The organism is Mesorhizobium sp. M0047 (genome assembly GCF_040323315.1).
GTDB lineage: Bacteria > Pseudomonadota > Alphaproteobacteria > Rhizobiales > Rhizobiaceae > Mesorhizobium.
In genome coordinates, this window is record NZ_JAMYUW010000015.1 from 1 (window position 1) to 22,178 (window position 22,178).

A 22,178-nucleotide genomic window follows, 5' to 3' on the forward strand; every position below is an offset into this window, starting at 1 on the left:
GATGCGCACCGAGCGCCAGTATTTTCAAACCACTCTCTCCCCGGAAATGGAAAAACGTGCCGAACGGAATCCTGCTCGCCCTGATTGCCTATGCAAGCTATTCGGGCAGCGATGCCGTTGTCAAAAGCTTGGGCGGACAGCTGACGGTCTTCGAGATCGGATTTTTCATAACCCTGTTTGCAGGGTTCTTCCTCTTTTTCACGCGCCCGGCGGACGAACGCTGGCGTGATTTCTGGCGCACCAGGCGGCCCTGGGCGGTGCAGGCGCGTGCGTGGGCGGGAATCGCCTCCGGCGTGCTTAGCGTCTATGCCTTCACAACCATTCCGCTGGCGGAGTGCTATGCGCTGATCTTCCTGGCGCCGCTCTGCGTCACCATCCTGTCCACCGTGATCCTCGGGGAGAAGGTTGGTCCGTGGCGCTGGCTGGCGGTGGTCGCCGGCTTTGCCGGTGTCATGCTGGTGGTGCGGCCGGGCTTTCGCGAACTCAATCTCGGCCACCTTGCCGCCTTCGGCGTCGCCTTCCTCGCCGCCACCAGCGTCATCCTGATGCGCTCGCTGGCGCAGCAGGAAAAGCGCACGACGATGCTGGGCGTGCTGGTCGGCTACGGCCTGGCGTTCAACGGCATCGGCGCCGCGGCCACCACGTTCACCGTTCCCGACGGAAAGCAGCTGGTGTGGCTGGTGATGGCCGGAGCCTTCACGGCAGGCGGACAATTCCTGCAGCTGCTGGCCATGAAATACGCACCCGCCAACCGCGTCGCGCCGACGCATTACTCGCAGATCGTCTGGGCGGTGATCCTTGGCGCGTCGTTCTTCCAGGAATACCCCGACGGGCTGACGCTGGTCGGCCTGGCGGTCGTCGGTGGAGCCGGCCTGCTGACCATGGTGCGCGAGGAAGCGCGGCTGGGTACCGTGCGCTGGAACCCGTTTTCCCGCACCCGGCTCTGAGCCGGCACCGGTTGCACGGCGACCGTCAGCGCTGATATGCGGACGCGATGACGACAAAGCCCTTGCCCGAGCTTCCTGTTTCCGCCGTGCTGCCGGCGCTGCACGAGGCGCTCGGCCATGGCAACAGCGCCGTGCTGGTGGCGCCGCCCGGCGCCGGCAAGACGACGCTGGTGCCGCTGGCGCTGCTCGGCGCATCCTGGCTGGGCGCCGGCAAGATCGTGCTGCTCGAACCGCGCCGGCTCGCCGCCCGCGCCGCCGCCCGCCGCATGGCCGAATTGTTGGGCGAGGAGCCCGGCGCCACCGTCGGCTACGCCATGCGCATGGAGAACCGCACCTCGGCAAGCACCAGGATACTGGTCGTCACCGAAGGCGTGCTCGCGCGCATGATCCTCGATGATCCCGAACTGCCCGGCGTCTCGGCTGTTATTTTCGACGAATTCCACGAGCGTTCGCTCGACGGCGATTTCGGTCTTGCGCTGGCGCTCGACGTGCAGGGTGCGCTGCGGCCGGATCTGCGGCTGCTGGTGATGTCGGCGACGCTCGACGGCGCCCGCGTCGCCAAACTTCTGTCGGGCGCCCCGGTGATCCAGAGCGAGGGTCGCGCCTTTCCTGTCGACATCCGCTATGACGAGCGCGCCGCTGGCACCACCGTCGAGGACGCCATGGCCAAGGCGATCCGCGCCGCCCTTGCCGATGAGAGCGGCAGCGTGCTTGCCTTCCTGCCCGGCCAGCGCGAGATCGAACGCACCGCCGAGCGGCTGGCCGGCAGGACCGGTGCCGATACCGACATCGTGCCGCTCTACGGCATGCTCGACGGCAAGGCGCAGGATGCGGCGATCAAGCCAGCGCCTCCAGGCCGCCGCAAGGTGGTGCTGGCGACGTCGATTGCCGAAACCTCGATCACCATCGACGGCGTGCGGGTCGTCATCGATTCCGGCCTGTCGCGACTGCCGCGATACGAGCCGGCCAGTGGCCTCACCCGGCTGGAGACCGTGCGCGTCAGCAAGGCCTCCGCCGACCAGCGCGCCGGCCGTGCCGGGCGCACGCAAGCTGGCGTCGCCGTCCGGCTGTGGCGGGCCGAGCAGACGGCAGCACTCGCCGCCTTCACGCCGCCCGAAATCCTCGAGGCGGACCTGTCCGGCCTGTTGCTCGACTGCGCCGCCTTCGGCGTCGCCGATCCGACAAAGCTCGCCTTTCTCAATCCGCCGCCGGCGCCGGCGCTCAACGAGGCCCGGGCGCTGCTGCGCGCGCTGGATGCCATAGACGAGGCGGGCCGCCTGACGGAAGCGGGCACGGCGATGCGCAAGCTCGCTTTGCCCGTACGGCTGGCACATATGGTCGCCGAGGCAGCGAAGAGCGGCCATGCCTTCGAGGCGGCCATGCTTGCCGTGCTGCTCACCGAACGCGGCCTTGGCGGTGATGGCGCCGACCTGGAACGGCGACTGATGCGCTTTCGCTCGGAACGAACGCCGCGTGCCACCGCCGCACGCCAGCTCGCCGAACGGCTGGCAAGGCAGGCCTTACCCTCCCCCTCGAGGGGAGGGTCGGCGAGCGAGCAGCGCGCAGCGACGCGAGGGAGACGGGGTGGGGTCGCCGATGGCGTGCCCGAACCGACGCCACCCCGATCCGCTACGCGGATCGACCCTCCCCACAAGGGGGAGGGAGCCGGTCCCCTGCTCGTCCACGCCTGGCCGGACCGCGTCGCCAGGGCGCGGGGCGAGCGCGGCCGTTTCGTGCTGGCCAATGGTTCGGGCGCCATGCTCGACGCCGCCGATCCGCTGGCGGGCGAGCCATTTCTGGTCGTCGCCGACCTGCAAGGCAAGGCGCAGAATGCGCGCATCACGGCGGCAGCTTCCATCGGTGAGGACGATGTCCGCGCAGCACTTGCCGGCAGGATCGAAACACGAAGGCAAACGAGCTTCGACCGCGACAAGCGTGCCGTGCGCGTGCGCGAGACCGTGCGCCTCGGCGCGATCACGCTTGCCGAACGCATGCTGCCGCCGCCAACCGGCACAGATGCCGATCAGGCCATCCTTGATGCGGTGCGCGAGCACGGGCTGTCGCTGCTGAGCTGGAGCAAGGAGGCGCAAACGCTGCGCCAGCGGCTATCTTGGCTCCATCGCGGCCTTGGCGCGCCCTGGCCCGATATGGCGGATGCCGCCCTCATCGAGCGCCTCGACGACTGGCTGCTGCCGTTCCTGTCCGGCGGGGCAAATTTTGCCGCCATCGATGCGGGCGTTATCTCGGCCGGACTGGCGACACTCGTGCCGCACGATCTCCAGCGCAAGATCGACACGCTGGCGCCAACCCATTTCGACGCGCCGTCAGGCAGCCATGTGCCGATCCGCTATGACGGCGAATGGCCGGTGCTGGCGGTTCGCGTGCAGGAGCTGTTCGGCCTCGATCGCCACCCCGCCATCGCCAATGGCACCGTGCCACTGACGCTCGAACTCCTGTCGCCGGCGCACCGGCCGATCCAGACGACACGCGACCTGCCCGGCTTCTGGCGCGGCTCCTGGGCCGATGTGCGCGCCGACATGCGCGGCCGCTATCCCAAGCATGTCTGGCCCGAAAATCCGCTGCTCGCCGCCGCCACCGCCCGGGCAAAACCCAGAGGCACCTAGCGCTTGCCGTCCCGCGGCTGTATTTCAGGCCATGACCAACGTTTTGCATTCGCCCGATTTCCAGCAGAGCCAGAGACTGCGCCTCAACACGCTGATCCGTCTGCGTTGGCTTGCGATCGTCGGACAGAGCGTTGCGGTTCTCGTCGTTGCCTATGGCCTGAAGTTTCCGCTGCCGGTCAGCCTGTGCTTTGCGCTGATCGCCTGTTCGGCCTGGATGAACCTGTATCTCGCCTTCCGGTTCCCGGCGGCGCACCGGCTCACCCCACTTGCGGCCTTCGGCATCCTCATCTTCGACAGCCTGCAGCTTGCCGGCCTGCTCTACATGACCGGCGGCCTCACCAACCCGTTCTCGCTGCTGATGACGGTGCCCGTCGTCATCTCGGCGACATCGCTGCCCCTGCGCCTGACCGCTATCCTCGGCGGGCTGGTGATGTCGGCGGCGACCTTGCTGGTCTTTGTCCATCTGCCGCTGCCCTGGCATGAGGACGCACCGCTGGAGATGCCCTTCATCTACGTCGCCGGCATGTGGATGGCGGTGCTGTCCTCGATCGCCTTCACCGCCATATACGCCTTCCGCGTGGCTGCCGAAGCAAGGCTTCTTGCAAATGCGCTCGCCGCCACCGAGTTGGTGCTGCAGCGCGAGCAGCACCTCTCGGCGCTCGACGGGCTGGCCGCTGCGGCCGCGCACGAGCTTGGCACGCCGCTCGCCACCATCGCGCTTGTCACCAAGGAGATGGAAAAGGCACTCGGCAACGATCCGAAATACGGGGAAGACATGAAGCTGCTTCGCTCGCAGAGCGAGCGCTGCCGCGAAATCCTCAAGCGCCTGACCAGTCTGTCGTCCGAGGGCGAGGCGCATCTTTCGCGGCTGCCGTTGACCTCGCTGGTCGAGGAGGTCACCGCCCCGCATCGCGATTTCGGCATCTCGATCAAGCTTCGGCCTGGCGAACGCATCGGGCCCGAGCCGGTCGGGCGCCGCAATCCGGGCGTCATTTACGGCCTCGGCAATCTGGTCGAGAATGCCGTCGATTTCGCCCGCAAGAGCGTCACTGTCGGCTGGAGCTGGAACGAGGCCACCGTCACTTTCTCGATCATCGATGACGGCCCGGGCTTTCCGGCCGAGATCATCGACCGCATCGGCGAGCCCTACATGTCGACGCGCCAGGGCAATGAAGCCGGCGGCGGCCTGGGGCTCGGCCTGTTCATCGCCAAGACGTTGCTCGAACGCTCGGGCGCGACGCTCGATTTCCGCAATTCGAGCGGCCTGGGTGAGGGCGCCGTGGTACAGATTTCGTGGCCGCGTGGTGTGTTCCTCAATCCGGAAATCACTTCGGCCAGCATGTTCGACACCGCCTGAGAGCCTTGAAGGAGCTCTAAAAATTGGACAATGAGGCTCGGGAACTATATCTGCGTAAAATTAAGGCAGCAGGAATTTTGAGACTATGACAGGCGACGAAAATATTGGCGCAATGGTTGAAGGCGAAGACACCTCGCTGCTCATCGTCGATGACGACAAGCCGTTCCTGACGCGTCTGGCCCGCGCCATGGAAACCAGGGGATTCGTCGTCGAGACGGCCGAGAGCGTCGAGGAGGCGGTTGCCAAGGCGCGCGCCAATCCGCCCGCCTACGCCGTGGTGGACATGCGGCTCGGTGACGGCAACGGCCTCGACGTGGTCGCGGCCATCCGCGAAAAGCGCGACGATTCCCGCACCATCATCCTGACCGGCTACGGCAACATCGCCACCGCGGTGACCGCGGTTAAGCTCGGCGCCGTCGATTACCTCTCCAAGCCTGCCGACGCCGACGATATCTTCGCGGCACTCACCCGCACCGCCGGTGAGCGCGCGGCCCCTCCGGAAAACCCGATGTCGGCCGACCGCGTCCGTTGGGAGCATATCCAGCGCGTCTATGAAATGTGCGAGCGCAACGTCTCGGAGACCGCGCGCCGGCTCAACATGCATCGCCGCACCTTGCAGCGGATACTGGCCAAGCGCGCACCGCGCTAAACCGAGCATCGACATCCTCGGGTCTGCGCCGCGTCGCTACGCTCCTTCCTCTGGGATGACGAAGTGATGGGCGTTTCGGCCACTCTCCGAGGTATGCGATCTGTCAACGTGAACGGGTGTCTTGCGCCCCCAGCGACACTTGCGCATCATTGCCAGTGACGCGGCTTAACGGAGGTGACATGCAGGATTTGAAGCAGCGGCCGGTTTCCGTCCTTCGCGAATTTCTCGACAGCGAGGCGGCCGGCGGCATCATCCTGATGATGGCGGCGGCTCTGGCTCTTATCGTCGCCAATTCGCCGCTCGCCGAAACCTACTTTTCCGCTCTTCATGCCTATCTCGGCCCGCTCAGCGTGTCGCACTGGGTCAATGACGGACTGATGGCGGTTTTCTTCCTGCTCGTCGGGCTGGAGATCAAGCGCGAGATGCTGGATGGCCAGCTCTCCACCTGGCCCCGGCGCGCCTTGCCCGGCATCGCCGCCGCCGGCGGCATGGTGGTTCCGGCGCTCGTCTATGTCGCCATCAACCGCGACAATACGGCGGCGCTGTCAGGCTGGGCGATCCCGACCGCCACCGACATCGCGTTCGCGCTCGGTGTGCTGTCGCTGCTCGGCAGCCGCGTGCCGGCTTCGCTGAAAGTGTTCCTTACAGCACTTGCCATCATCGATGATCTCGGCGCCGTCATCATCATCGCCATCTTCTACACCAGCGGCCTGTCGCTCACCTATCTCGGCGCCGCTTTCGCGGTCATCGCCGCGCTCGTCGTGCTCAACCGCATGCGGGTGATGACGCTGCTGCCCTATCTCGTGCTGGGCGTCGTCCTGTGGGTGCTGGTGCTGAAATCGGGCGTCCATGCGACGCTTGCCGGCGTCGCGCTGGCGCTGACCATTCCGCTCGAACGCTCCGCCGGGATCGGCCACGATCTCGACCATTCGCCGCTGCACCGGCTCGAGCACGGCCTGCACAAATTAGTGCCCTTTGTCGTCATCCCGATCTTCGGCTTTGCCAATGCTGGCGTTTCGCTCGCCGGCCTGAGCTTCGGCGCGCTGATCGAACCGTTGACGCTGGGTGTCGCCGCCGGCCTCGTGGTCGGCAAGCTGGTCGGCGTGTTCGGCTCCTCGGCACTTGCCATCCGGTTCGGGCTTGCCGATCTGCCCGTCAATGCCGGCTGGGCGCACATGATCGGCATCTCGCTGCTGTGCGGCATCGGCTTCACCATGAGCCTGTTCATCGGCCTGCTCGCCTTCGCCAGTGACGTGGCATTGCAGGACGCGGTCAAGGTCGGCATCCTCGCCGGCTCCTTCATCGCCGCCATCCTTGGCGCCGCCGTGCTTTTGATGGCTCCGGCGGTTGATGTAGTGGACGAGGGCGAAGAGTAAGGCGAAACCTACTCGCTCTCATCCTCGATCGCCGGCACCGACACACCGGCAAGCTCCGCCGCCAGCAGCCGTGAAGCGCCGGCCCGCGCGATCCGCAGCATCAGCGCCTTGCGCGTTGCCGCCGCCATGCGGTGCTCGGGCGCATCGCGCATGATCTCGGCGCCGTAGCCGTCGGAAAGGATGAAGCCGCACTCCTCCGGAAAGATCTCCGAGGGCACGCCGGGATGGGTGGCGAAGAAGAAGCGGTCGGAATGCAGCCGGTAGTCGGGCCATTTGCGGTCGACCCTGAAATCCTCGATCGAGGATTTGATCTCGATGATCCAGATGTCGCCCTGCCGCGTAAGTGCGACGAGGTCGGCACGGCGGCCGGTGGCCAGCGACAGCTCAGGCAGCACATGCGCGCCCATCTCCATCAACAGCCGCTGCACGCCGCGCCGCACCAGCATGGCGCGTTCGGACTGGCGACCGTCGATGAGTGGGTTGATTGAGATGGGGGAAATGATCGGCATGGCGGCACCATGCCAGATTCTGTTCACGGTTTGAACCCACTTTCCGGGCAATTACCGATTGACAAGCCCTGCGCAATAGGAATATAATCCTAAAATGGCTTATTGCCAACAGAGAGAAGCAACGTCATGCCCCAAACGCCATGGGAAGTGCTGCTGATGGGCCTGCGTTGGATCGCATCTCTGATGGGTGCCTTGCCATTTGCGAGGAACGGTACAAATGAGCCTGATATCCTGGAGCGCCCCAAAGAAACCGTACCATCCCCTTGCGCGGTTCATATCGGCGCACCCGGATTCGCCAACTCGGCAACAAACCACGGTCGCCAGGAAGTGGCCGGCGCATGCCGGTGGGACGGCATTGCCGAAGCCGCGTCGGCCACTGCGGCGACTTTGGGGGTATGCCGCCTCACCAGACTAGCATCCGGCGACAAGGGCGAGAGCCTTGGTAAAAACCGTACCGTCGAAGTCCGGAAGGCGCTCTCGCTCATCGCCTCGTTTCATTCCATCCGAGGAATGGCGGCCTTGCTTGCCTGCGATCTCGCTTCGGCCTTCAGCAACGCTTCATGCAGGTGCCTGGAACGGTCGCGCCCAGGCGATTTCATATTTGACAGGGCCCGGGCCACCGCGGCGCCTCGTTCGTTTCCCCCTGATGACCGCCGCCAGCAACAGGCGCATAGCCTCTCTAAATTAGCTAGCGCGCATATAAGGAAAAAGTGGTATTTTAAGAGGCAGCCGGAGCTCCCCCATGACACCCCGCTCCGGTCAGGCCCGGTAGCGGTCCACCCAAAGGAAAGGCTGCCGGGCCGCTGTCTTCCATCAACAGCCCGGCAAACGGGGCCAAGACCTGAGATCCACCCACAAAATCTGACAGTCCGGAGATGTCCATTGGACGTGCCTCTGTTGGCCGAGATGTAAGTCGCGTCGACCCTGCCACCAAAGGTAGTGCCGGTCATCAGGATGACAACTCGCCCTCGCGCTCAAATGTATGATCGTTGCCAAAATGGCCGACGCGGATGCCGGTGAGACAACATTGCCTAATCGCGTCGGCCACCTGCGGCGGAATTAGGATTGCCGCCTTTCAAGTTTAGCGCGGCTCAGAAGGTGGGCAATGCGCCTCACGGCTTGGTTATGATCGTACAATCGAGTCCCCATGTGCGAGTCCCCGTCTGCCTTTTTGCAACCAACCCATGGCCCCCTCGTTGAGCCAATGCCGGGCTGATCCCCGGCGCTCCAGAGACTGCCCGCCGCCTTGCAGCGGCGGGCCTTTTGCGCTGATCGGAGTCTAGCCGACAGCGATAGCGCAGGCCCGGCGAATGCGGAGGCCTTCGTGTTTGCCGCGCGTATCGGTCAGAATCGGATCCAGAAGGATCTGCGGAAACACCTGCGGCGCCAGTAACCGTAACGCCAATAGCGACGGCAAACTCTTCTCCAGACGCGACGACGGCGGCGGTGCCACCTGCGATGCCGCACGAACTCGATGCCGTCAGGACCATCCTGGTCCAGGATATCGTCGGACGGTCGGTCGAGTTCATCGAGAATGCCGGGTCCCGTATTCGGGATGCCGGCTAACGCAGTGGCAGGACGCGCAAGTGCGACCACGGTCGCGGCCCCGGCCATTCCTAGCATTCCAGTCAGAAACAATCGCCGATCCATGCCAACCTCCGTCGTTGATCATTGCGACAAGGATGAAATAGTGCGGTCGATTGACGCGCCCAGATATGGGAGGAAATTGTGCCGATTGAACTGCCGCGCCGGCGGCGACGGGCTTTCTTGGCGCCGGCTTGACAATCCGTGCGCCAAGGCACCGCTCGAGCCTTGTCGACGCGAGGTTGCTTATGCAGGCGCCGGGGCACGCTTGTTGCTGAGCAACGCCGCCCCGGCCATGTCATCGAGGATCGGGCAATCCGGCCTTTCGTCGCCATGGCAGGCGTGGATCAGCTTCTGCAAGGTCGAGCGCATCGACTGCAGTTCACGCACCTTCTCCTCGATCGCCGTGACATGGGCGGCGGCGATCTCGCGCACGTCGTGGCTGGCGCGGTCGCGGTCCTGGTAGAGCGCCATCAACTGGCGGCAATCATCAATGGAAAAGCCGAGATTGCGCGCGCGGCGCAAAAAGGTCAGCCGGTGGATGTCGTCTCCGGAATAGTCGCGGTAGCCGTTGACGGCGCGCGCCGGAGCGATCAGGCCGATCTCTTCATAGTAGCGGATGGTCTTGGCCGGCAGGCCGGAACGGTGGGCGGCGTCACCGACATTCATGACGGTTCTCCTCGATTCCTGATGAAGCCGTGGGCGCGGCCATTGAATTTCCTCCACAATCCTGTGAAGGCTGTTGCCAAAATGCCATAGTGGCACGCTTACCAGCACGTCAACTTCGGCATATAGGCATCGCGCGCTTGGCAAGCAAAGAAAATGCCAGCATGAATGATTGCGAAAAAGCGGCCGACTCGTGCCGCCGAAGTTGGGGCGGGGCACCGGATCACCTGATGCGCATGAAGTCGTTTGCTATCGTCGCCGCACTGGCGCTGTCCACTGCTATCGCCGGTTGCAGCACCATCGGCTCGCAGATTTTTTCCAACGACTATGGCGCGGTCACCGACGCCGGTTACCAGCTGCCGCGCGTCCCGATCGAGAAAGTGCCGTTGAAGTACCATCGGCAGGAAGTGAACTACGACAGCCCGGAAAAGCCGGGCACCATCATCGTCGATACGCAGAACAAGTTCCTCTATTTCGTCGAAGGTGACGGCCGGGCTATTCGCTACGGCATCGGCGTCGGCCGCGAAGGCTTCGAGTGGCATGGCACCGCCCACATTGCGCTCAAGCGCGAATGGCCGACCTGGACGCCGCCGAGGCAGATGATCCAGCGCCAGCCCGAATTGGAAAAGTTTGCCGGCGGCATGGAGCCGGGCCTGAAGAACCCGCTCGGTGCGCGCGCCATGTACCTGTTCAACAAGGGTGGTGACTCGGGCTATCGCCTGCACGGCAGCCCGGAATGGAATTCGATTGGCAAAGCGATGTCGTCGGGCTGCATCCGCCTGATGAACCAGGACATTATCGACCTCTATGACCGCGCCTCGGTAGGCGCCAAGGTCATTGTTCTTTAGACCATGATCCCGAGAAACCGGTACCGGTTCTCGGAAAAATCATGATCAGATAGAGGCAGCTTTCGTACGCGGACCGTCTAGGCAACAACGGACGTCCCAAACAGAAAACCGGGCACTTTGGCCCGGTTTTTTGTTTTTTGCCTGGGACTGCTTCGATGCCCTTTTGAGAGTTCGCCCTGCTGAATCCGTATGGTTTGGTTTTCGAGAACCCGAGCGGAGCGTACGTTTAGTACGTGAGCACCGGAAGCGCAGAAAACCGAGCTAGATGGTCAGCAGGGTAGAACTAGAGCGGTTCAGACATTGATTGAATCCGAGGTGATTCCTGAGAGGGTGATTTTGTGATTTTTCAAGATGCTGGCTGGATCGGAGGCCTTCTTAGAAGTTAACGTCCTGCGAATGTTCGCCCCCGGGGGGAAGGTCAAATATGGATCGCGACGACGCACAAAAGAGAGTTCGGACCTTGACGTCCGGTATGTGGCAATCCCTCATGGACGGAGGAGGCGAAGCTTTTTGGAAGCCCCGCGCGAACGAAGCGCTTGCGCTGTCGATTGTGGCATACGGTCAAGTCTCTCCCGAGACGGCAAAGATCACACACGCCCTTGCCGGTATAGAGGCAAAACTCGGAAATCATGAGGAAGCTGAAGGGCTATTTCAGCAAGCCCGCGAGATTTATGATGTATTGGAAGGGCCTTTGTCCGAAGGCAGCGTCTCCATGAATCTTGGGATGGCCGAGGAAAGATTTCTTCTTGGTCATATCGATGAAGCAATAGGTATTTGCTTTGACCGCCAAAAAGAAATTGAGCGAGTGCTCGCCGACGATCCGATGAAAATCCGTCATCCAGGGTCAAAGATTGATCAAGTTCGTTCAGCTTATATGAGCCTACTAAACTGGCTACTGAAATTTGGAATGACAGATCAAGCAGTAATGCAGGCGGAGACTATTTATGGCTACGACCGAAAGCAAGAGTCGCGCAACGATGTCGATCTTTCGAACAGCGCGTGGCGATTGGCGGGAGCGCTGCGGCGCGCCGGACGATTGGAACAAGCGGTTTCTCTTTATCGCGAAGCTATCGCGATTGGAACTGCACATGGCTTGCCGGAATGGGGCGGCCATAGTGGTCACGTGAGTGACCTTGCCGAATGCCTATTTGAGCTGGGCCATCTAGCAGAAGCTGAAGCACAGATGCGCGTTTCTATAACCCTTTCTGAGGGACGTCCTTTGGCCAATTCTGTTAGGGCCGAAAAATTTGAGTACCTTTCGAAGATTCTCGCAGCCAAAGGTGATCGGAGCGGCGCGCTTTCCGCTCTGCTGGAGGCAAAACAAAATCATGACCAAGTTGAGAAATGGGAACGATTTACTCCTTACTGGATTAAAAGCGACCGCCGCATCCAAGCCCTGATAAGTGCAATGTCAGAAATAAGATAGCGAAGGACGATTTTCCTAGCAATGGGCGTCAAGAAACCTGTTCGACCTGCTGCACTTCCGGCACGAAGTGGCGCAGAAGGTTCTGGATGCCGTGCTTCAGCGTCGCCGTCGACGACGGGCAGCCGGCGCAGGCGCCTTTCATGTGCAGGAACACCGTGCCGTTCTCGAAGCCGCGGAAAGTGATGTCGCCGCCATCCTGGGCAACCGCCGGGCGCACGCGCGTGTCGAGCAGTTCCTTGATGGTGATGACCAGTTCCTCGTCAGCCTTGTCGTAGAACTCGCCGGTCAGGCTGGTCTCGGCGGCAGGGCCGGCCTTGGCCATGACGGGCGCACCGGACATGAAATGTTCCATGATGGCGCCGAGGATCGCCGGCTTCAAATGCTGCCAGTCGGGGCCATCCTTTGTCACAGTGATGAAGTCATAGCCGAAGAAAACACCGGTAATGCCGGCAATTTCAAACAGCCGGCCGGCGAGCGGCGAGGCAATTGAGGCGCTGTCGGCATCGCGGAAATCGGCGGTGCCTTCCAGAAGCACTTCCTTGCCGGGCAGGAATTTCAGCGTCGCCGGGTTTGGCGTCGATTCGGTCTGGATGAACATGGCCGTCTCCGTGCCCGTTTCGGGCAGCTAGTTTGGAATAATTCTAAATAGGCCCAATCCGCTGGACATTCAAGCGAAACGCATCGTCGGAACGGCTGGCTGGCGGAATGTTTTTGCGCGCCCCGGGAGGTGATCGAAGGTGTGTTGAGGTTCAGTCAGGCCGCCCTGACATCGATACACCTCAGGCGAGACTGTCGATCTCTTCATCCGAAAGGTTCTGCGGCACGACCGTCACCGGGATCGGGAAGGCGGCACCCTTGCCGGCCACGGCGCCGACCAGCGGGCCCGGGCCCTCCTTGCCCGCACCGGCGGCCAGCACCAGGATGGCGATGTCCTGGTCTTCCTCGATCAATTTGTGGATCTCTTCCGTCGGCTTGCCTTCGCGCACAACCATCTCCGGCTCGATGCCAAGCTTCTGGCGCACCCTGCTGGCATAGCTGTCGAGTGCCGCGCGCGCCGTGGCGGTCGCCTCCTCGCGCATGATCTTCTCGACGCCCAGCCAGTGCTGGAAATCGTCCGGCTCGATGACATAGAGCAGCACCAGCGTGCCGCTGGTGCTCTGCGCCCGCTTCGAGGCGTAGGCGACGGCGCGCTCACACTCGGGCGTGTCGTCGATGATCGCCAGGAATTTGCGGCGATGGCCGGCTTCGCGGCTGAGGCGTTTGGAGACCATGTCTGTGTACTCGGTGTTACTGAGGCCGCAATCTGCCACCGCCGCAGACCGGCGGCAAGCCGCCGGCCTTGGGCAAGTATGGTGCAGTGCGACAGCGAGAGATCAGGCCTGCAGCAGCCCGATGATGTCGCGCACGGTCTTCATCGTCGCCTCGGCCAGCACGCCGGCGCGCTCGCCGCCGTCCCTGAGCACCGCGTCGACATAGGTGCGGTCGTCGGAAATGCGGCGCATCTCGCTGGCGATCGGCGCCAGTCTTTCCACCGCAAGGTCCGCCAGCGCCGGCTTGAACACCGAAAACTGCTGGCCGGCGAACTCCTTGAGCACATCGGCCTTCGACATCTCGGCGAGACCAGCATAGATGCCGACCAGGTTTTCCGCCTCGGGCCGGGCGGCCAGGCCGTCCAGTTCGCTCGGCAACGCTTCCGGGTCGGTCTTGGCCTTGCGGATCTTCTTCGAGATGGCATCGGCATCGTCGGTCAGGTTGATGCGCGACAGGTCCGACGGGTCCGACTTCGACATCTTCTTCGAGCCGTCGCGCAGCGACATGATGCGCGCCGCCGGCCCGCCGATGACCGGCTCGGTCAGCGGGAAATAGCCATTCACGGTCTCTTCGCCGACCTGCATCTCGACGCCGACGCCAAGACGGGCGATGCGGTCAGAAAAATCGTTGTTGAATTTCTGCGCGATGTCGCGGGTCAGCTCCAGATGCTGCTTCTGGTCCTCACCCACCGGCACATGCGTTGCACGATAGAGCAGAATGTCGGCAGCCATCAGGGAGGGATAGGCAAGCAGGCCGAGCGACGCGTTCTCGCGGTCCTTGCCGGCCTTGTCCTTGAACTGCGTCATGCGGTTCATCCAGCCGATACGCGCCACGCAATTGAAGATCCAGGCAAGCTCCGCATGCTGCATGACCCGCGACTGATTGAAGACGATGTGCTTCTTCGGGTCGATGCCCGAAGCCAGGAACGCAGCGGTGATCGACCGCGTCTGGTCGGCGAGGTCTTCATAAACGAGTTGGGCGGTCAGCGAATGCAGGTCGACGACGCAATAGATGCAGTCGGAAGTATCCTGCAGGGCGACGAATTTCTTGATGGCGCCAAGATAGTTGCCGAGATGCAGATTGCCGGTCGGCTGCACGCCGGAAAAGACGAGTGGCTTGAAGGCGGTCATGATTTCCTCATGGCTTGTGGAGGGCCGTTTCGCGCGCGGCGAAAGTCTTTCGACGGCGCGCTTATGGACGAGAGCAGCGTTGCGATCAAGACCGGCGTTGCCGACCGGTTGCCCGGTCTATTCGTCCGGTTCGATTCTTGCCGCCAGGGGTGCTCCCTTGGCCTCGCCCCGTTTGACATTGCGACGGATCATGCCGAAATCGGCGCCGCCGGTTGCAAACGCGGTGACGAAGTAGAGCAGTGCCCCGCCGGCAACCAGCGCCAGGAGCGTCGTCGCCTTGACGACCAGCGGCGAACCCGGGCCGAGCCTCACGGCGAACCAGTGCTCGGCAAAATAGAGCGCCGCCCCCATCACCACCGCCGACAGCACCAGCCGCGGAATGCGTTTCATCAGGGGCACGTCGCGGCCCCAATGGCCGCGCCGGATCAAGACGCCGAGCAGCATCATCGCGTTGACCCAGCCGGCGACGGCCGAGGCCACCGCGATGCCGGGCGCGCCCATCCGTGGAAACAGCGTCAGGGCCGTGGTGACGTTTACCGCCACCGAGATGGCGGCAAAGATCATCGGCGTGCGCGTGTCCTCGCGGGCGAAATAGCCCGGGGTGAACGCCTTGATAAGCACGAAGGCTGGCAGGCCGAGGCCGAAGATCGCCAGGATCGCCGCCACCGTCGGCGTCGAGCCGTTGGCGGCAAACGCGCCCCGTTCATAGACCAGCCGCACGATCGGCTCCGACATCACCCAGAGGGCTGCTGCGGCTGGCAAGGTAAGAAACAGCGTGAATTCGACCGAGCGGTTCTGCAGGTTGGCCGCCTCGATCAGATTGCCAGACTTCAGCGCCCGCGACAGTTCGGGCAACAGCACGATCGCGACCGCGACGCCGACCACGCCCAGCGGCAACTGGTAGATGCGGTCGGCATAAGCGAGCGAGGACACCGCGCTGTTCTGGGCCGAGGCGATTGCCGTGCCGATCAGCTGGTTGATCTGGGTGATGCCGCCGGTGATTGCCGCCGGCAGTGCCAGGATCAGCAGCCGCTTGACCGCGGGCGTCATTTTCGGACGGCGAAAGCCGATCGAGATGCCGGCGTGGCGCACCGCCACCCAGACGATCGCCAGTTGCACCAGTCCGGCGGCAAGCACGCCCCAGGACAGCCCGTAGCCGACGGTGAGCGCGTCGGAGCCCCTGTACCAGGCATAGGCGAGCACGCCGATCAGGATGACGTTGAGGAACACCGGTGCCACCGCGGCGGCGAAATAGCGGCGCAGCGAATTCAGCATGCCCGCCATCATGGCGCCGAGCGACATGCAGATCAGATAGGGGAACATGATCGTCGCCAGCGTCACCGTGGTGTCGAACTTCCCCGGCGTGCCGGCAAAACCGGGCGCCACCAAATAGCGCACGATCAGCGGCATCGACAGTTCCATGATGATCGTCAGCGCCAGCAGAGCCGTGAACAGGACGCCGAAGACTTCCTCGGAGAAGCGCTTGGCACCATCGGTACCGTGGGTCTCGATCTCCTTGGCGAACAGCGGCACGAAGGCGGCGTTGAAGGCGCCCTCGGCAAACAGCCGGCGAAAGGTGTTGGGAAACTGGAAGGCGGCGTTGAAGGCATCGGCGACCGGCCCGGTGCCGAGCGCTGCGGCCATCAGCATCTCACGGCCGAAGCCGAGCGCGCGGCTCATCAGCGTGCCGGAAGCGACCGTTGCGAATTTCTTGACGAGGCTCATGCGTTTGGAGACTGCCTGCAGGATGAGGACAAAGTGATGGTGGCGGTCACTCGGCCGCTGCCTTGGCCTTGCCGCCGCGTTCGGGCGCGATGCCTTCGAGCGTTGCCACCAGCCGGTTGCGGATGGTGGCGATGCGAGCCGGGCTGTCGATCTTCTGGCCGGTGAGATCGGTGACATAGAAGGTGTCGATGACCTTCTCGCCGAAGGTGGTGATGTGGGCCGATGCGATGTCGAGCGACAGGTCGGAAAGCGTTCCGGTGATCTCCGACAGCAAGCCCGGCCGGTCCAGGCCCTCGACCTCGACGACCGAAAAACGGTTAGACAGCGTGTTGCGGATTTCAGCGCGCGGCGGGATCTTGAATGCCTTGGAGCCGCGCCGCGGTTTGGTGCGCTTCTCGATCATCTCCGGCAGCCAGCTCTTGCCTGAGAGCACGTCCTCTATCAGCCGTCCGACACGCTCGGCACGCCGGCGCTCGTCCTCGTCGCGGTCGAATTCTCGCGAGATCAGGATGGTGTCCAGGGCGCGGCCATCCGACGTCGTGAAGATCTGTGCGTCGACGATGTTGCCGCCGGCTCCGGCGCAAGCCCCTGCGATGACCGAGAGCAGGCGGGGATGGTCCTGCGCCAGCACGGTGATTTCGGTCACGGCCTCGAACTGGTGGGTCTTGACCATGGTGGCGAGCTTCTTGCCCGCCACATCAGCCTCGCGGATGAACTCGGCATGGCGCAGCTGGTCGGCGAGATCGACGGTCAAAAGGTAGTTCTCGTAGTGTTGGCCGACATAGCGCTTGCGGACCTTGTCCGGCCAACCGGCGAGTGCCTCGGCGAGAAGCTCGCGCGCCGCCGCCGTGCGCTGGGCGCGCGACACTTCCGAAAAGCCGCCGGTCAAAAGCAATTCGGTTTCGTAGTAAAGCGTGCGCAGCAACTGGCCCTTCCAGCCGTTCCAGACACCGGGTCCAACGCCCCTGATGTCGCAGACGGTCAGGATCAAAAGCAGCTTCAGCCGCTCGACCGATTGCACGATCGCGGCGAAATCCTCGATGGTCTTGCGGTCGTTGAGGTCGCGGGTCTGCGCCGTCATCGACATCACCAGATGGTTCTCGACCAGCCAGGCAACGGTTTCGGTATCGGCTGGAGACAGTCCCATATGCGGGCAGATGCGCCGGGCGATCCTGGCACCGACCTCGGAATGATCCTCCGGCCTGCCCTTGGCGATGTCGTGCAGCAGCACGGCGACATAGAGCGCCTCGCGGCTCTTCTTCAGCCCCGGCATCAGCGTGTGCGCGAGGGGATGGACCTTTTCGCCGTCGCCGCGCTCGATCTCGGCCAGCACGCCGATGCAGCGGATCAGATGCTCGTCCACCGTGTAGTGGTGGTACATCGAGAACTGCATCATGGCGACGATCTTGCCGAAATCCGGGATCAGTCTGCCGAGCAGTCCGGCCTCGTTCATGCGCCGCAGATTGAGTTCGGCATTGCGGTCCGAGGTCAGGATGTCGAGGAACAGCCGGTTGGCTTCCTCATCACGCCGCAGCGACTTGTTGACCAGGCCGAGCGAGCGGGTCAGCAGTTTCAGCGCATCGGGGTGGAATTCAAGGCCGTGCTTGTCGGCAAACCAGAACAACCTCAAAAGATTGACCGGATCGCGTTCGAACACCTGGTCGTCGGCGATGTTGATGCGGTGGTTGTCGACGATGAAGTCCGACGTGCCGGCCAGCTTGCGCTTGCGTCGTGAGAAGGTGAGGAAGATACGGTTGAAGCCCGGCACGTGCTTGGCCTGCTCCTCCTCGAGCGCGGCACAGAAGATGCGGGTCAGGTCGCCGACATCCTTGGCGACGAGGAAATAGTGCTTCATGAAGCGCTCGACCGCCGACAGGCCGGGGTGGGTGGTGTAGCCGAGCCGTTCGGCGATCTCGCGCTGGATGTCGAAATGCAGCCTTTCCTCGGCCTTGCCGGTGAGAAAATGCATATGGCAGCGTACCGCCCACAGAAAATCCTCGGCCTTCAGGAACTCCCGGTATTCGCCCTCGGTGAAGACGCCCTTGTCGACCAGTTCCTCGCCGGTACGCACCCGATAGAAATATTTGCCGATCCAGAACAGCGTCTGCAGGTCGCGCAGGCCGCCCTTGCCGTCCTTGACGTTGGGCTCCACGAGATAACGGCTTTCACCGGCCTTGGCATGACGGTCGTCACGTTCGGCAAGCTTGGCCTGAACATATTCGGGGCCGGTCGTGCGCACCACCTCATGGTCGAAGCGCAGCATCAGCTCGTCATAGAGTTTTTCCTCGCCCCACAGGAAACGCGCTTCGAGGATCGAGGTGCGGATGGTGATGTCGTTGCGCGACAGCCGCACGCATTCGTCGATATTGCGGGTAGCGTGGCCGACCTTCAGCCCCAGATCCCACAGCATGTAGAGCATGTATTCGACGGTCTGTTCGCCCCATGGCGTCTGCTTGTAGGGCAGCAGGAACAACAGGTCGATGTCGGACCCAGGCGCCAGCGTACCGCGGCCATAGCCGCCGACGGCGACGACGGCCATGCGCTCCGCCGAAGACGGGTTCTTGACCCGATAGACATGGGTGACGGCAAAATCGTAGAGCGCCCGGATGATCTCGTCCATGAGATGCGACAACCGCGCCGCGCAGGCACTGCCGCCGCCGTCGTCCCGCAGCATCCGTTCGGCAATGGCGCGCCCGTCTGCCAGCCGCCCCTTGAGCAGATGGAGCACACCGCTGCGCGCCGCCTGTGCGGAGCCGTCGCCTGCCTTGGCCGCAGTCAGCGCGGTCATCTCGCGTCGCAAGGCTTCGCCATCGATCAGTTCGTCGAGCTTCAGGGAGATTCTTGCCATATGTTCAGGTCGGCCTTGCCTTTTCGGCGGCGTCTATAGCGCGTTTTCGCGGCGCTGGGTATGGGGCGGAAAGACGAGCCCGCTCTCGCTCAAGCGTGCTTGGCATCCACCCGCAACGAGATGAAGAAATTTAACCCCTTGACCTTCCAGTTACTGGAAGCCCTATCTCCGCGTCACCCACCGACCCTTAGAGGCATTTTCGCATGACGCATTCCGATCACGATCATCACGCGCATGGCGGCTGCTGTTCGGCAAACCGCGAAGCACCTGCCGCACAGGCCGTCGTCCGCGATCCGGTCTGCGGCATGACCGTCGACCCGGCCGCCGGCAAGCCGACGTCCGAGCATGATGGCCATCTCTATCATTTCTGCAGTCAAGGCTGCCGCACGAAATTCGTCGCCGAGCCGGAAAAATTCCTGACTGCCACCGATCCGGTCTGCGGCATGAGCGTCGACCGTGCGACGGCCAGGCACTTCGTCCGCCACGAAGGCAGTGGCTTCTACTTCTGCTCCGCTGGCTGCCAGGCGAAATTCGAAGCGGAGCCGCAAAAATATCTCGGCGACAGGCCGGTGCCCCAGGCGATGCCCAAGGGCACGCAATACACCTGCCCGATGCACCCCGAAATCATCCGCGACAAGCCCGGCTCATGCCCAATCTGCGGCATGGCGCTGGAGCCGATGGGCGTGCCGACAGGCGATGAAGGGCCAAATCCCGAACTGGTCGATTTCACCAGGCGGTTCTGGGTCAGTGCCGCACTGTCTGTGCCGTTGCTGATCGTCGCCATGGCGCCGATGCTCGGCCTGACGTTCCAAGCCTTGATCGACGAGCGGACGATGGTCTGGCTGGAGCTGGCGTTGGCCAGTCCCGTCGTGCTGTGGGCGGCGCTGCCCTTCTTTCATCGCGGCTGGGATTCGATCCTCAACCGCAGCCCCAACATGTGGACCCTGATCTCGCTAGGCGTAGGTGCTGCCTATCTCTACAGCGTTGTCGCGACGCTGTTTCCGGACATTTTTCCGCATCAGTTCCGCGGCCATGGCGGTGGCGTGCCGGTCTATTTCGAGGCTGCCGCCGTCATCGTCGCGCTGGTCTTCCTCGGCCAGGTATTGGAGCTACGTGCGCGTGAAAAGACCGGCTCGGCAATTCGTGCCTTGCTTGATCTCGCGCCCAAGACCGCGCGGCTGATCGCCGCCGACGGTTCCGAAAGCGATGTGCCGCTTGACGCGGTCAAGGTCGGCGATCGCCTGCGCATTCGTCCCGGCGACGCGGTACCGGTCGACGGCATCGTGCTGGAGGGCCGTTCCTCGATAGACGAATCGATGATCACGGGCGAGCCGTTGCCGGTCGAAAAGACTGAAGGCGATGCCTTGACCGGCGGCACGCTCAATAAGAACGGTTCGCTGATCATGCGCGCCGAGCGGATCGGCTCCGAGACGACGCTGGCGCGCATCGTCGAGCTCGTCGCCAAGGCGCAACGCTCACGCGCCCCGATTCAGGGGCTGGCCGATCGCGTTTCCTTCTACTTTGTCCCGGCCGTCGTCCTCATCGCGATTGCCGCTTTCATCGCCTGGGCGATGTTTGGACCCGAGCCTAGCCTGATCTTTGCCATCGTCTCGGCGGTGTCGGTGCTGATCATCGCTTGCCCTTGTGCGCTCGGCCTCGCCACGCCGATGTCGATCATGACAGCCACCGGGCGCGGGGCGCACGCCGGCGTGCTGATCAAGGAAGCCGCAGCCCTCGAACGCTTCGCCTCCGTCGACACGCTGATCGTCGACAAGACGGGTACGCTGACCGAAGGCCGGCCGAAACTAACCGATGTCGTTGCGGCAAAGGGCTTTTCCGAAGACGAATTGCTGGCGCTTGCCGCAGGCTTGGAAAAAGGCTCGGAGCATCCGCTGGCCGAAGCCATCGTCGAAGGCGCCGCCGCGCGCGGCGTAGCCGTCGCCGATGCCAGCGGCTTCGAGGCGGCCACCGGCAAGGGCGTCTCCGGCACCGTATCGGGAAAGAAGGTCGCGCTCGGCAACGCCGCGATGATGGCCGATCTCGGCATCGACACCGCATCCATCTCGGCTCAGGCCGAGACGCTGCAGACGGAAGGCAAGACGGCGATGTTCGTCGCCGTCGGCAAGAAACTGGGCGGCATTGTCGCTGTCGCCGATCCGGTCAAGACGACCACAGCCGAGGCGATCAAGGCGCTGCATGGCAGCGGCCTGAGGATCATCATGGCGACCGGCGACAATGAGCGTACGGCCAACGCCATTGCCAGGAGCCTCGGCATCGACGAGGTTCGCGCCGGCCTGTTGCCGGAACAGAAGGCAGGGCTCGTCGAGGAACTGCGCGCAAAAGGCGCGGGCGTCGCCATGGCCGGCGACGGCGTCAACGACGCACCCGCGCTTGCCGCTGCCGATGTCGGCATCGCCATGGGCACCGGCGCCGATGTCGCCGTCGAAAGCGCCGGCATCACCTTGGTCAAGGGCGACCTCAATGGCATCGTGCGGGCCCGCACGCTGGCCCAGGCGACGATCCGCAACATCCGCCAGAACCTGTTCTTTGCCTTCCTCTACAACGTGCTTGGCGTGCCGGTCGCTGCGGGCGTGCTCTATCCGCTCACTGGCACGCTCTTGTCGCCCATGCTGGCGGCGGCGGCGATGAGCCTGTCCTCGGTGTCGGTGATATCAAACGCCCTACGGCTCAGAACATTGAAACTCTGATCCAAGCCCCCAAATACGAAACGCAATCAACAGGAGACCATGAATGACCTTGGCTAAGAAAATCGTGCTTTTGCTGATGGCGGCCGGAATGCTGGTTGCCGTCTTCCTCGAAAGCGTTCCGGCGCAGAGCGAAGAGATGAAACACGACATGGGCGCCATGGCGACGGACGCGACCAGCCCTTCGACGGAAGGCTACAGGGCGGCGATGGACAAGATGCACACCGACATGATGGCGTCCGAGTACACCGGCAATGCCGACGTCGATTTCGTCAAGGGCATGATCCCACATCATCAGGGTGCGATCGACATGGCCAAGGTCGTGCTTGCCAATGGCAAGGATCCGGAAATCCGCAAGCTCGCCGAAGGCGTCATCGCGGCTCAGCAAGCCGAGATCAAGCAGATGCAGGCCTGGCTCGCCGCCCATCCGGTGAAGTGAGCTTCAGGCAATCGCCAAGGCAATCGAGAACGCC

The 22,178-nt window shown here is 63.4% G+C and carries 16 protein-coding genes; 9 read left to right on the top strand and 7 right to left on the bottom strand.

Annotated features, from left to right (window positions below):
* Positions 1-56 precede the first annotated feature (56 nt).
* The 5 genes from NKJ89_RS16450 (at position 57) to nhaA (ending at position 6,953) form a co-directional block, all read left to right on the top strand.
* Complete coding sequence (locus NKJ89_RS16450) at positions 57-947, top strand: DMT family transporter (RefSeq protein WP_352604118.1); 891 nt, start codon at positions 57-59, stop codon at positions 945-947.
* 47 nt (positions 948-994) lie between these two features.
* Positions 995-3,571, top strand: coding sequence for an ATP-dependent helicase HrpB (gene hrpB / locus NKJ89_RS16455; protein WP_352603918.1), 2,577 nt, complete (start codon positions 995-997; stop codon positions 3,569-3,571).
* Between the two features lie 31 nt (positions 3,572-3,602).
* Positions 3,603-4,928 carry an ActS/PrrB/RegB family redox-sensitive histidine kinase gene (locus tag NKJ89_RS16460; RefSeq protein WP_352603920.1) on the top strand — a complete coding sequence of 442 codons (1,326 nt, stop codon included), beginning with the start codon at positions 3,603-3,605 and terminating at the stop codon, positions 4,926-4,928.
* 85 nt (positions 4,929-5,013) lie between these two features.
* Complete coding sequence (locus NKJ89_RS16465; RefSeq protein ID WP_111544836.1) at positions 5,014-5,577, top strand: ActR/PrrA/RegA family redox response regulator transcription factor; 564 nt, start codon at positions 5,014-5,016, stop codon at positions 5,575-5,577.
* Between the two features lie 179 nt (positions 5,578-5,756).
* Positions 5,757-6,953 carry a Na+/H+ antiporter NhaA gene (gene nhaA / locus NKJ89_RS16470; protein WP_352603923.1) on the top strand — a complete coding sequence of 399 codons (1,197 nt, stop codon included), beginning with the start codon at positions 5,757-5,759 and terminating at the stop codon, positions 6,951-6,953.
* An 8-nt stretch (positions 6,954-6,961) separates the two neighbouring features.
* Here nhaA and NKJ89_RS16475 read toward each other — a convergent pair whose 3' ends face one another.
* Together NKJ89_RS16475 and cueR are read right to left on the bottom strand one after the other, a co-directional pair.
* A complete protein-coding gene (locus NKJ89_RS16475; protein ID WP_352604120.1) occupies positions 6,962-7,462 on the bottom strand; it encodes an MmcB family DNA repair protein in 501 nt (166 codons plus the stop codon).
* Between the two features lie 1,830 nt (positions 7,463-9,292).
* On the bottom strand, positions 9,293-9,715 hold the full coding sequence (gene cueR / locus NKJ89_RS16480; RefSeq protein WP_352603925.1) for a Cu(I)-responsive transcriptional regulator: 423 nt from the start codon (positions 9,713-9,715) through the stop codon (positions 9,293-9,295).
* Between the two features lie 227 nt (positions 9,716-9,942).
* On the opposite strand from cueR, the gene NKJ89_RS16485 reads away from it, so the two are divergent.
* Together NKJ89_RS16485 and NKJ89_RS16490 are read left to right on the top strand one after the other, a co-directional pair.
* Positions 9,943-10,560 carry a L,D-transpeptidase gene (locus NKJ89_RS16485; RefSeq protein ID WP_352604121.1) on the top strand — a complete coding sequence of 206 codons (618 nt, stop codon included), beginning with the start codon at positions 9,943-9,945 and terminating at the stop codon, positions 10,558-10,560.
* A gap of 424 nt (positions 10,561-10,984) precedes the next feature.
* On the top strand, positions 10,985-11,986 hold the full coding sequence (locus NKJ89_RS16490) for a tetratricopeptide repeat protein (protein ID WP_352603927.1): 1,002 nt from the start codon (positions 10,985-10,987) through the stop codon (positions 11,984-11,986).
* Positions 11,987-12,014: 28 nt separating this feature from the next.
* Here NKJ89_RS16490 and NKJ89_RS16495 read toward each other — a convergent pair whose 3' ends face one another.
* The 5 genes from NKJ89_RS16495 to NKJ89_RS16515 all read right to left on the bottom strand — a co-directional run bounded on the left by NKJ89_RS16495 (position 12,015) and on the right by NKJ89_RS16515 (position 19,000).
* Positions 12,015-12,584 (bottom strand): NifU family protein, encoded by a 570-nt coding sequence (locus NKJ89_RS16495; protein WP_352603929.1) that lies wholly within the window; start codon positions 12,582-12,584, stop codon positions 12,015-12,017.
* A gap of 181 nt (positions 12,585-12,765) precedes the next feature.
* A complete protein-coding gene (locus tag NKJ89_RS16500) occupies positions 12,766-13,257 on the bottom strand; it encodes a universal stress protein (protein WP_352603931.1) in 492 nt (163 codons plus the stop codon).
* Positions 13,258-13,359: 102 nt separating this feature from the next.
* Positions 13,360-14,427: a tryptophan--tRNA ligase gene (gene trpS / locus NKJ89_RS16505; protein WP_023762744.1), complete on the bottom strand. Its 1,068-nt coding sequence runs from the start codon at positions 14,425-14,427 to the stop codon at positions 13,360-13,362.
* Positions 14,428-14,544: 117 nt separating this feature from the next.
* Entirely contained in the window at positions 14,545-16,152 is a 1,608-nt protein-coding gene (gene murJ / locus NKJ89_RS16510) for a murein biosynthesis integral membrane protein MurJ (RefSeq protein ID WP_352603933.1), read from the bottom strand.
* Positions 16,153-16,198: 46 nt separating this feature from the next.
* Positions 16,199-19,000, bottom strand: coding sequence for a [protein-PII] uridylyltransferase (locus NKJ89_RS16515; protein WP_352603935.1), 2,802 nt, complete (start codon positions 18,998-19,000; stop codon positions 16,199-16,201).
* A gap of 203 nt (positions 19,001-19,203) precedes the next feature.
* Here NKJ89_RS16515 and NKJ89_RS16520 point away from each other — a divergent pair, with 203 nt between their 5' ends.
* Complete coding sequence (locus NKJ89_RS16520) at positions 19,204-21,708, top strand: heavy metal translocating P-type ATPase (protein ID WP_352603937.1); 2,505 nt, start codon at positions 19,204-19,206, stop codon at positions 21,706-21,708.
* A 43-nt stretch (positions 21,709-21,751) separates the two neighbouring features.
* Positions 21,752-22,144, top strand: a complete 393-nt coding sequence (gene copM / locus NKJ89_RS16525) for a CopM family metallochaperone (protein WP_352603939.1) — start codon at positions 21,752-21,754, stop codon at positions 22,142-22,144.
* The last annotated feature ends 34 nt before the right edge of the window (positions 22,145-22,178 follow it).

Excerpts from the sequence above, each read along its gene's own strand:
- NKJ89_RS16495 (WP_352603929.1), bottom strand. The coding sequence starts at position 12,584 with ATGTTCATCCAGACCGAATCGACGCCAAACCCGGCGACGCTGAAATTC.
- cueR (WP_352603925.1), bottom strand. The coding sequence starts at position 9,715 with ATGAATGTCGGTGACGCCGCCCACCGTTCCGGCCTGCCGGCCAAGACC.
- NKJ89_RS16515 (WP_352603935.1), bottom strand. The coding sequence starts at position 19,000 with ATGGCAAGAATCTCCCTGAAGCTCGACGAACTGATCGATGGCGAAGCC.
- NKJ89_RS16500 (WP_352603931.1), bottom strand. The coding sequence starts at position 13,257 with ATGGTCTCCAAACGCCTCAGCCGCGAAGCCGGCCATCGCCGCAAATTC.
- NKJ89_RS16490 (WP_352603927.1), top strand. The coding sequence starts at position 10,985 with ATGGATCGCGACGACGCACAAAAGAGAGTTCGGACCTTGACGTCCGGT.
- NKJ89_RS16460 (WP_352603920.1), top strand. The coding sequence starts at position 3,603 with ATGACCAACGTTTTGCATTCGCCCGATTTCCAGCAGAGCCAGAGACTG.
- NKJ89_RS16465 (WP_111544836.1), top strand. The coding sequence starts at position 5,014 with ATGACAGGCGACGAAAATATTGGCGCAATGGTTGAAGGCGAAGACACC.
- nhaA (WP_352603923.1), top strand. The coding sequence starts at position 5,757 with ATGCAGGATTTGAAGCAGCGGCCGGTTTCCGTCCTTCGCGAATTTCTC.
- NKJ89_RS16485 (WP_352604121.1), top strand. The coding sequence starts at position 9,943 with ATGCGCATGAAGTCGTTTGCTATCGTCGCCGCACTGGCGCTGTCCACT.
- NKJ89_RS16475 (WP_352604120.1), bottom strand. The coding sequence starts at position 7,462 with ATGCCGATCATTTCCCCCATCTCAATCAACCCACTCATCGACGGTCGC.
- hrpB (WP_352603918.1), top strand. The coding sequence starts at position 995 with ATGACGACAAAGCCCTTGCCCGAGCTTCCTGTTTCCGCCGTGCTGCCG.
- murJ (WP_352603933.1), bottom strand. The coding sequence starts at position 16,152 with ATGAGCCTCGTCAAGAAATTCGCAACGGTCGCTTCCGGCACGCTGATG.
- copM (WP_352603939.1), top strand. The coding sequence starts at position 21,752 with ATGACCTTGGCTAAGAAAATCGTGCTTTTGCTGATGGCGGCCGGAATG.
- NKJ89_RS16520 (WP_352603937.1), top strand. The coding sequence starts at position 19,204 with ATGACGCATTCCGATCACGATCATCACGCGCATGGCGGCTGCTGTTCG.
- trpS (WP_023762744.1), bottom strand. The coding sequence starts at position 14,427 with ATGACCGCCTTCAAGCCACTCGTCTTTTCCGGCGTGCAGCCGACCGGC.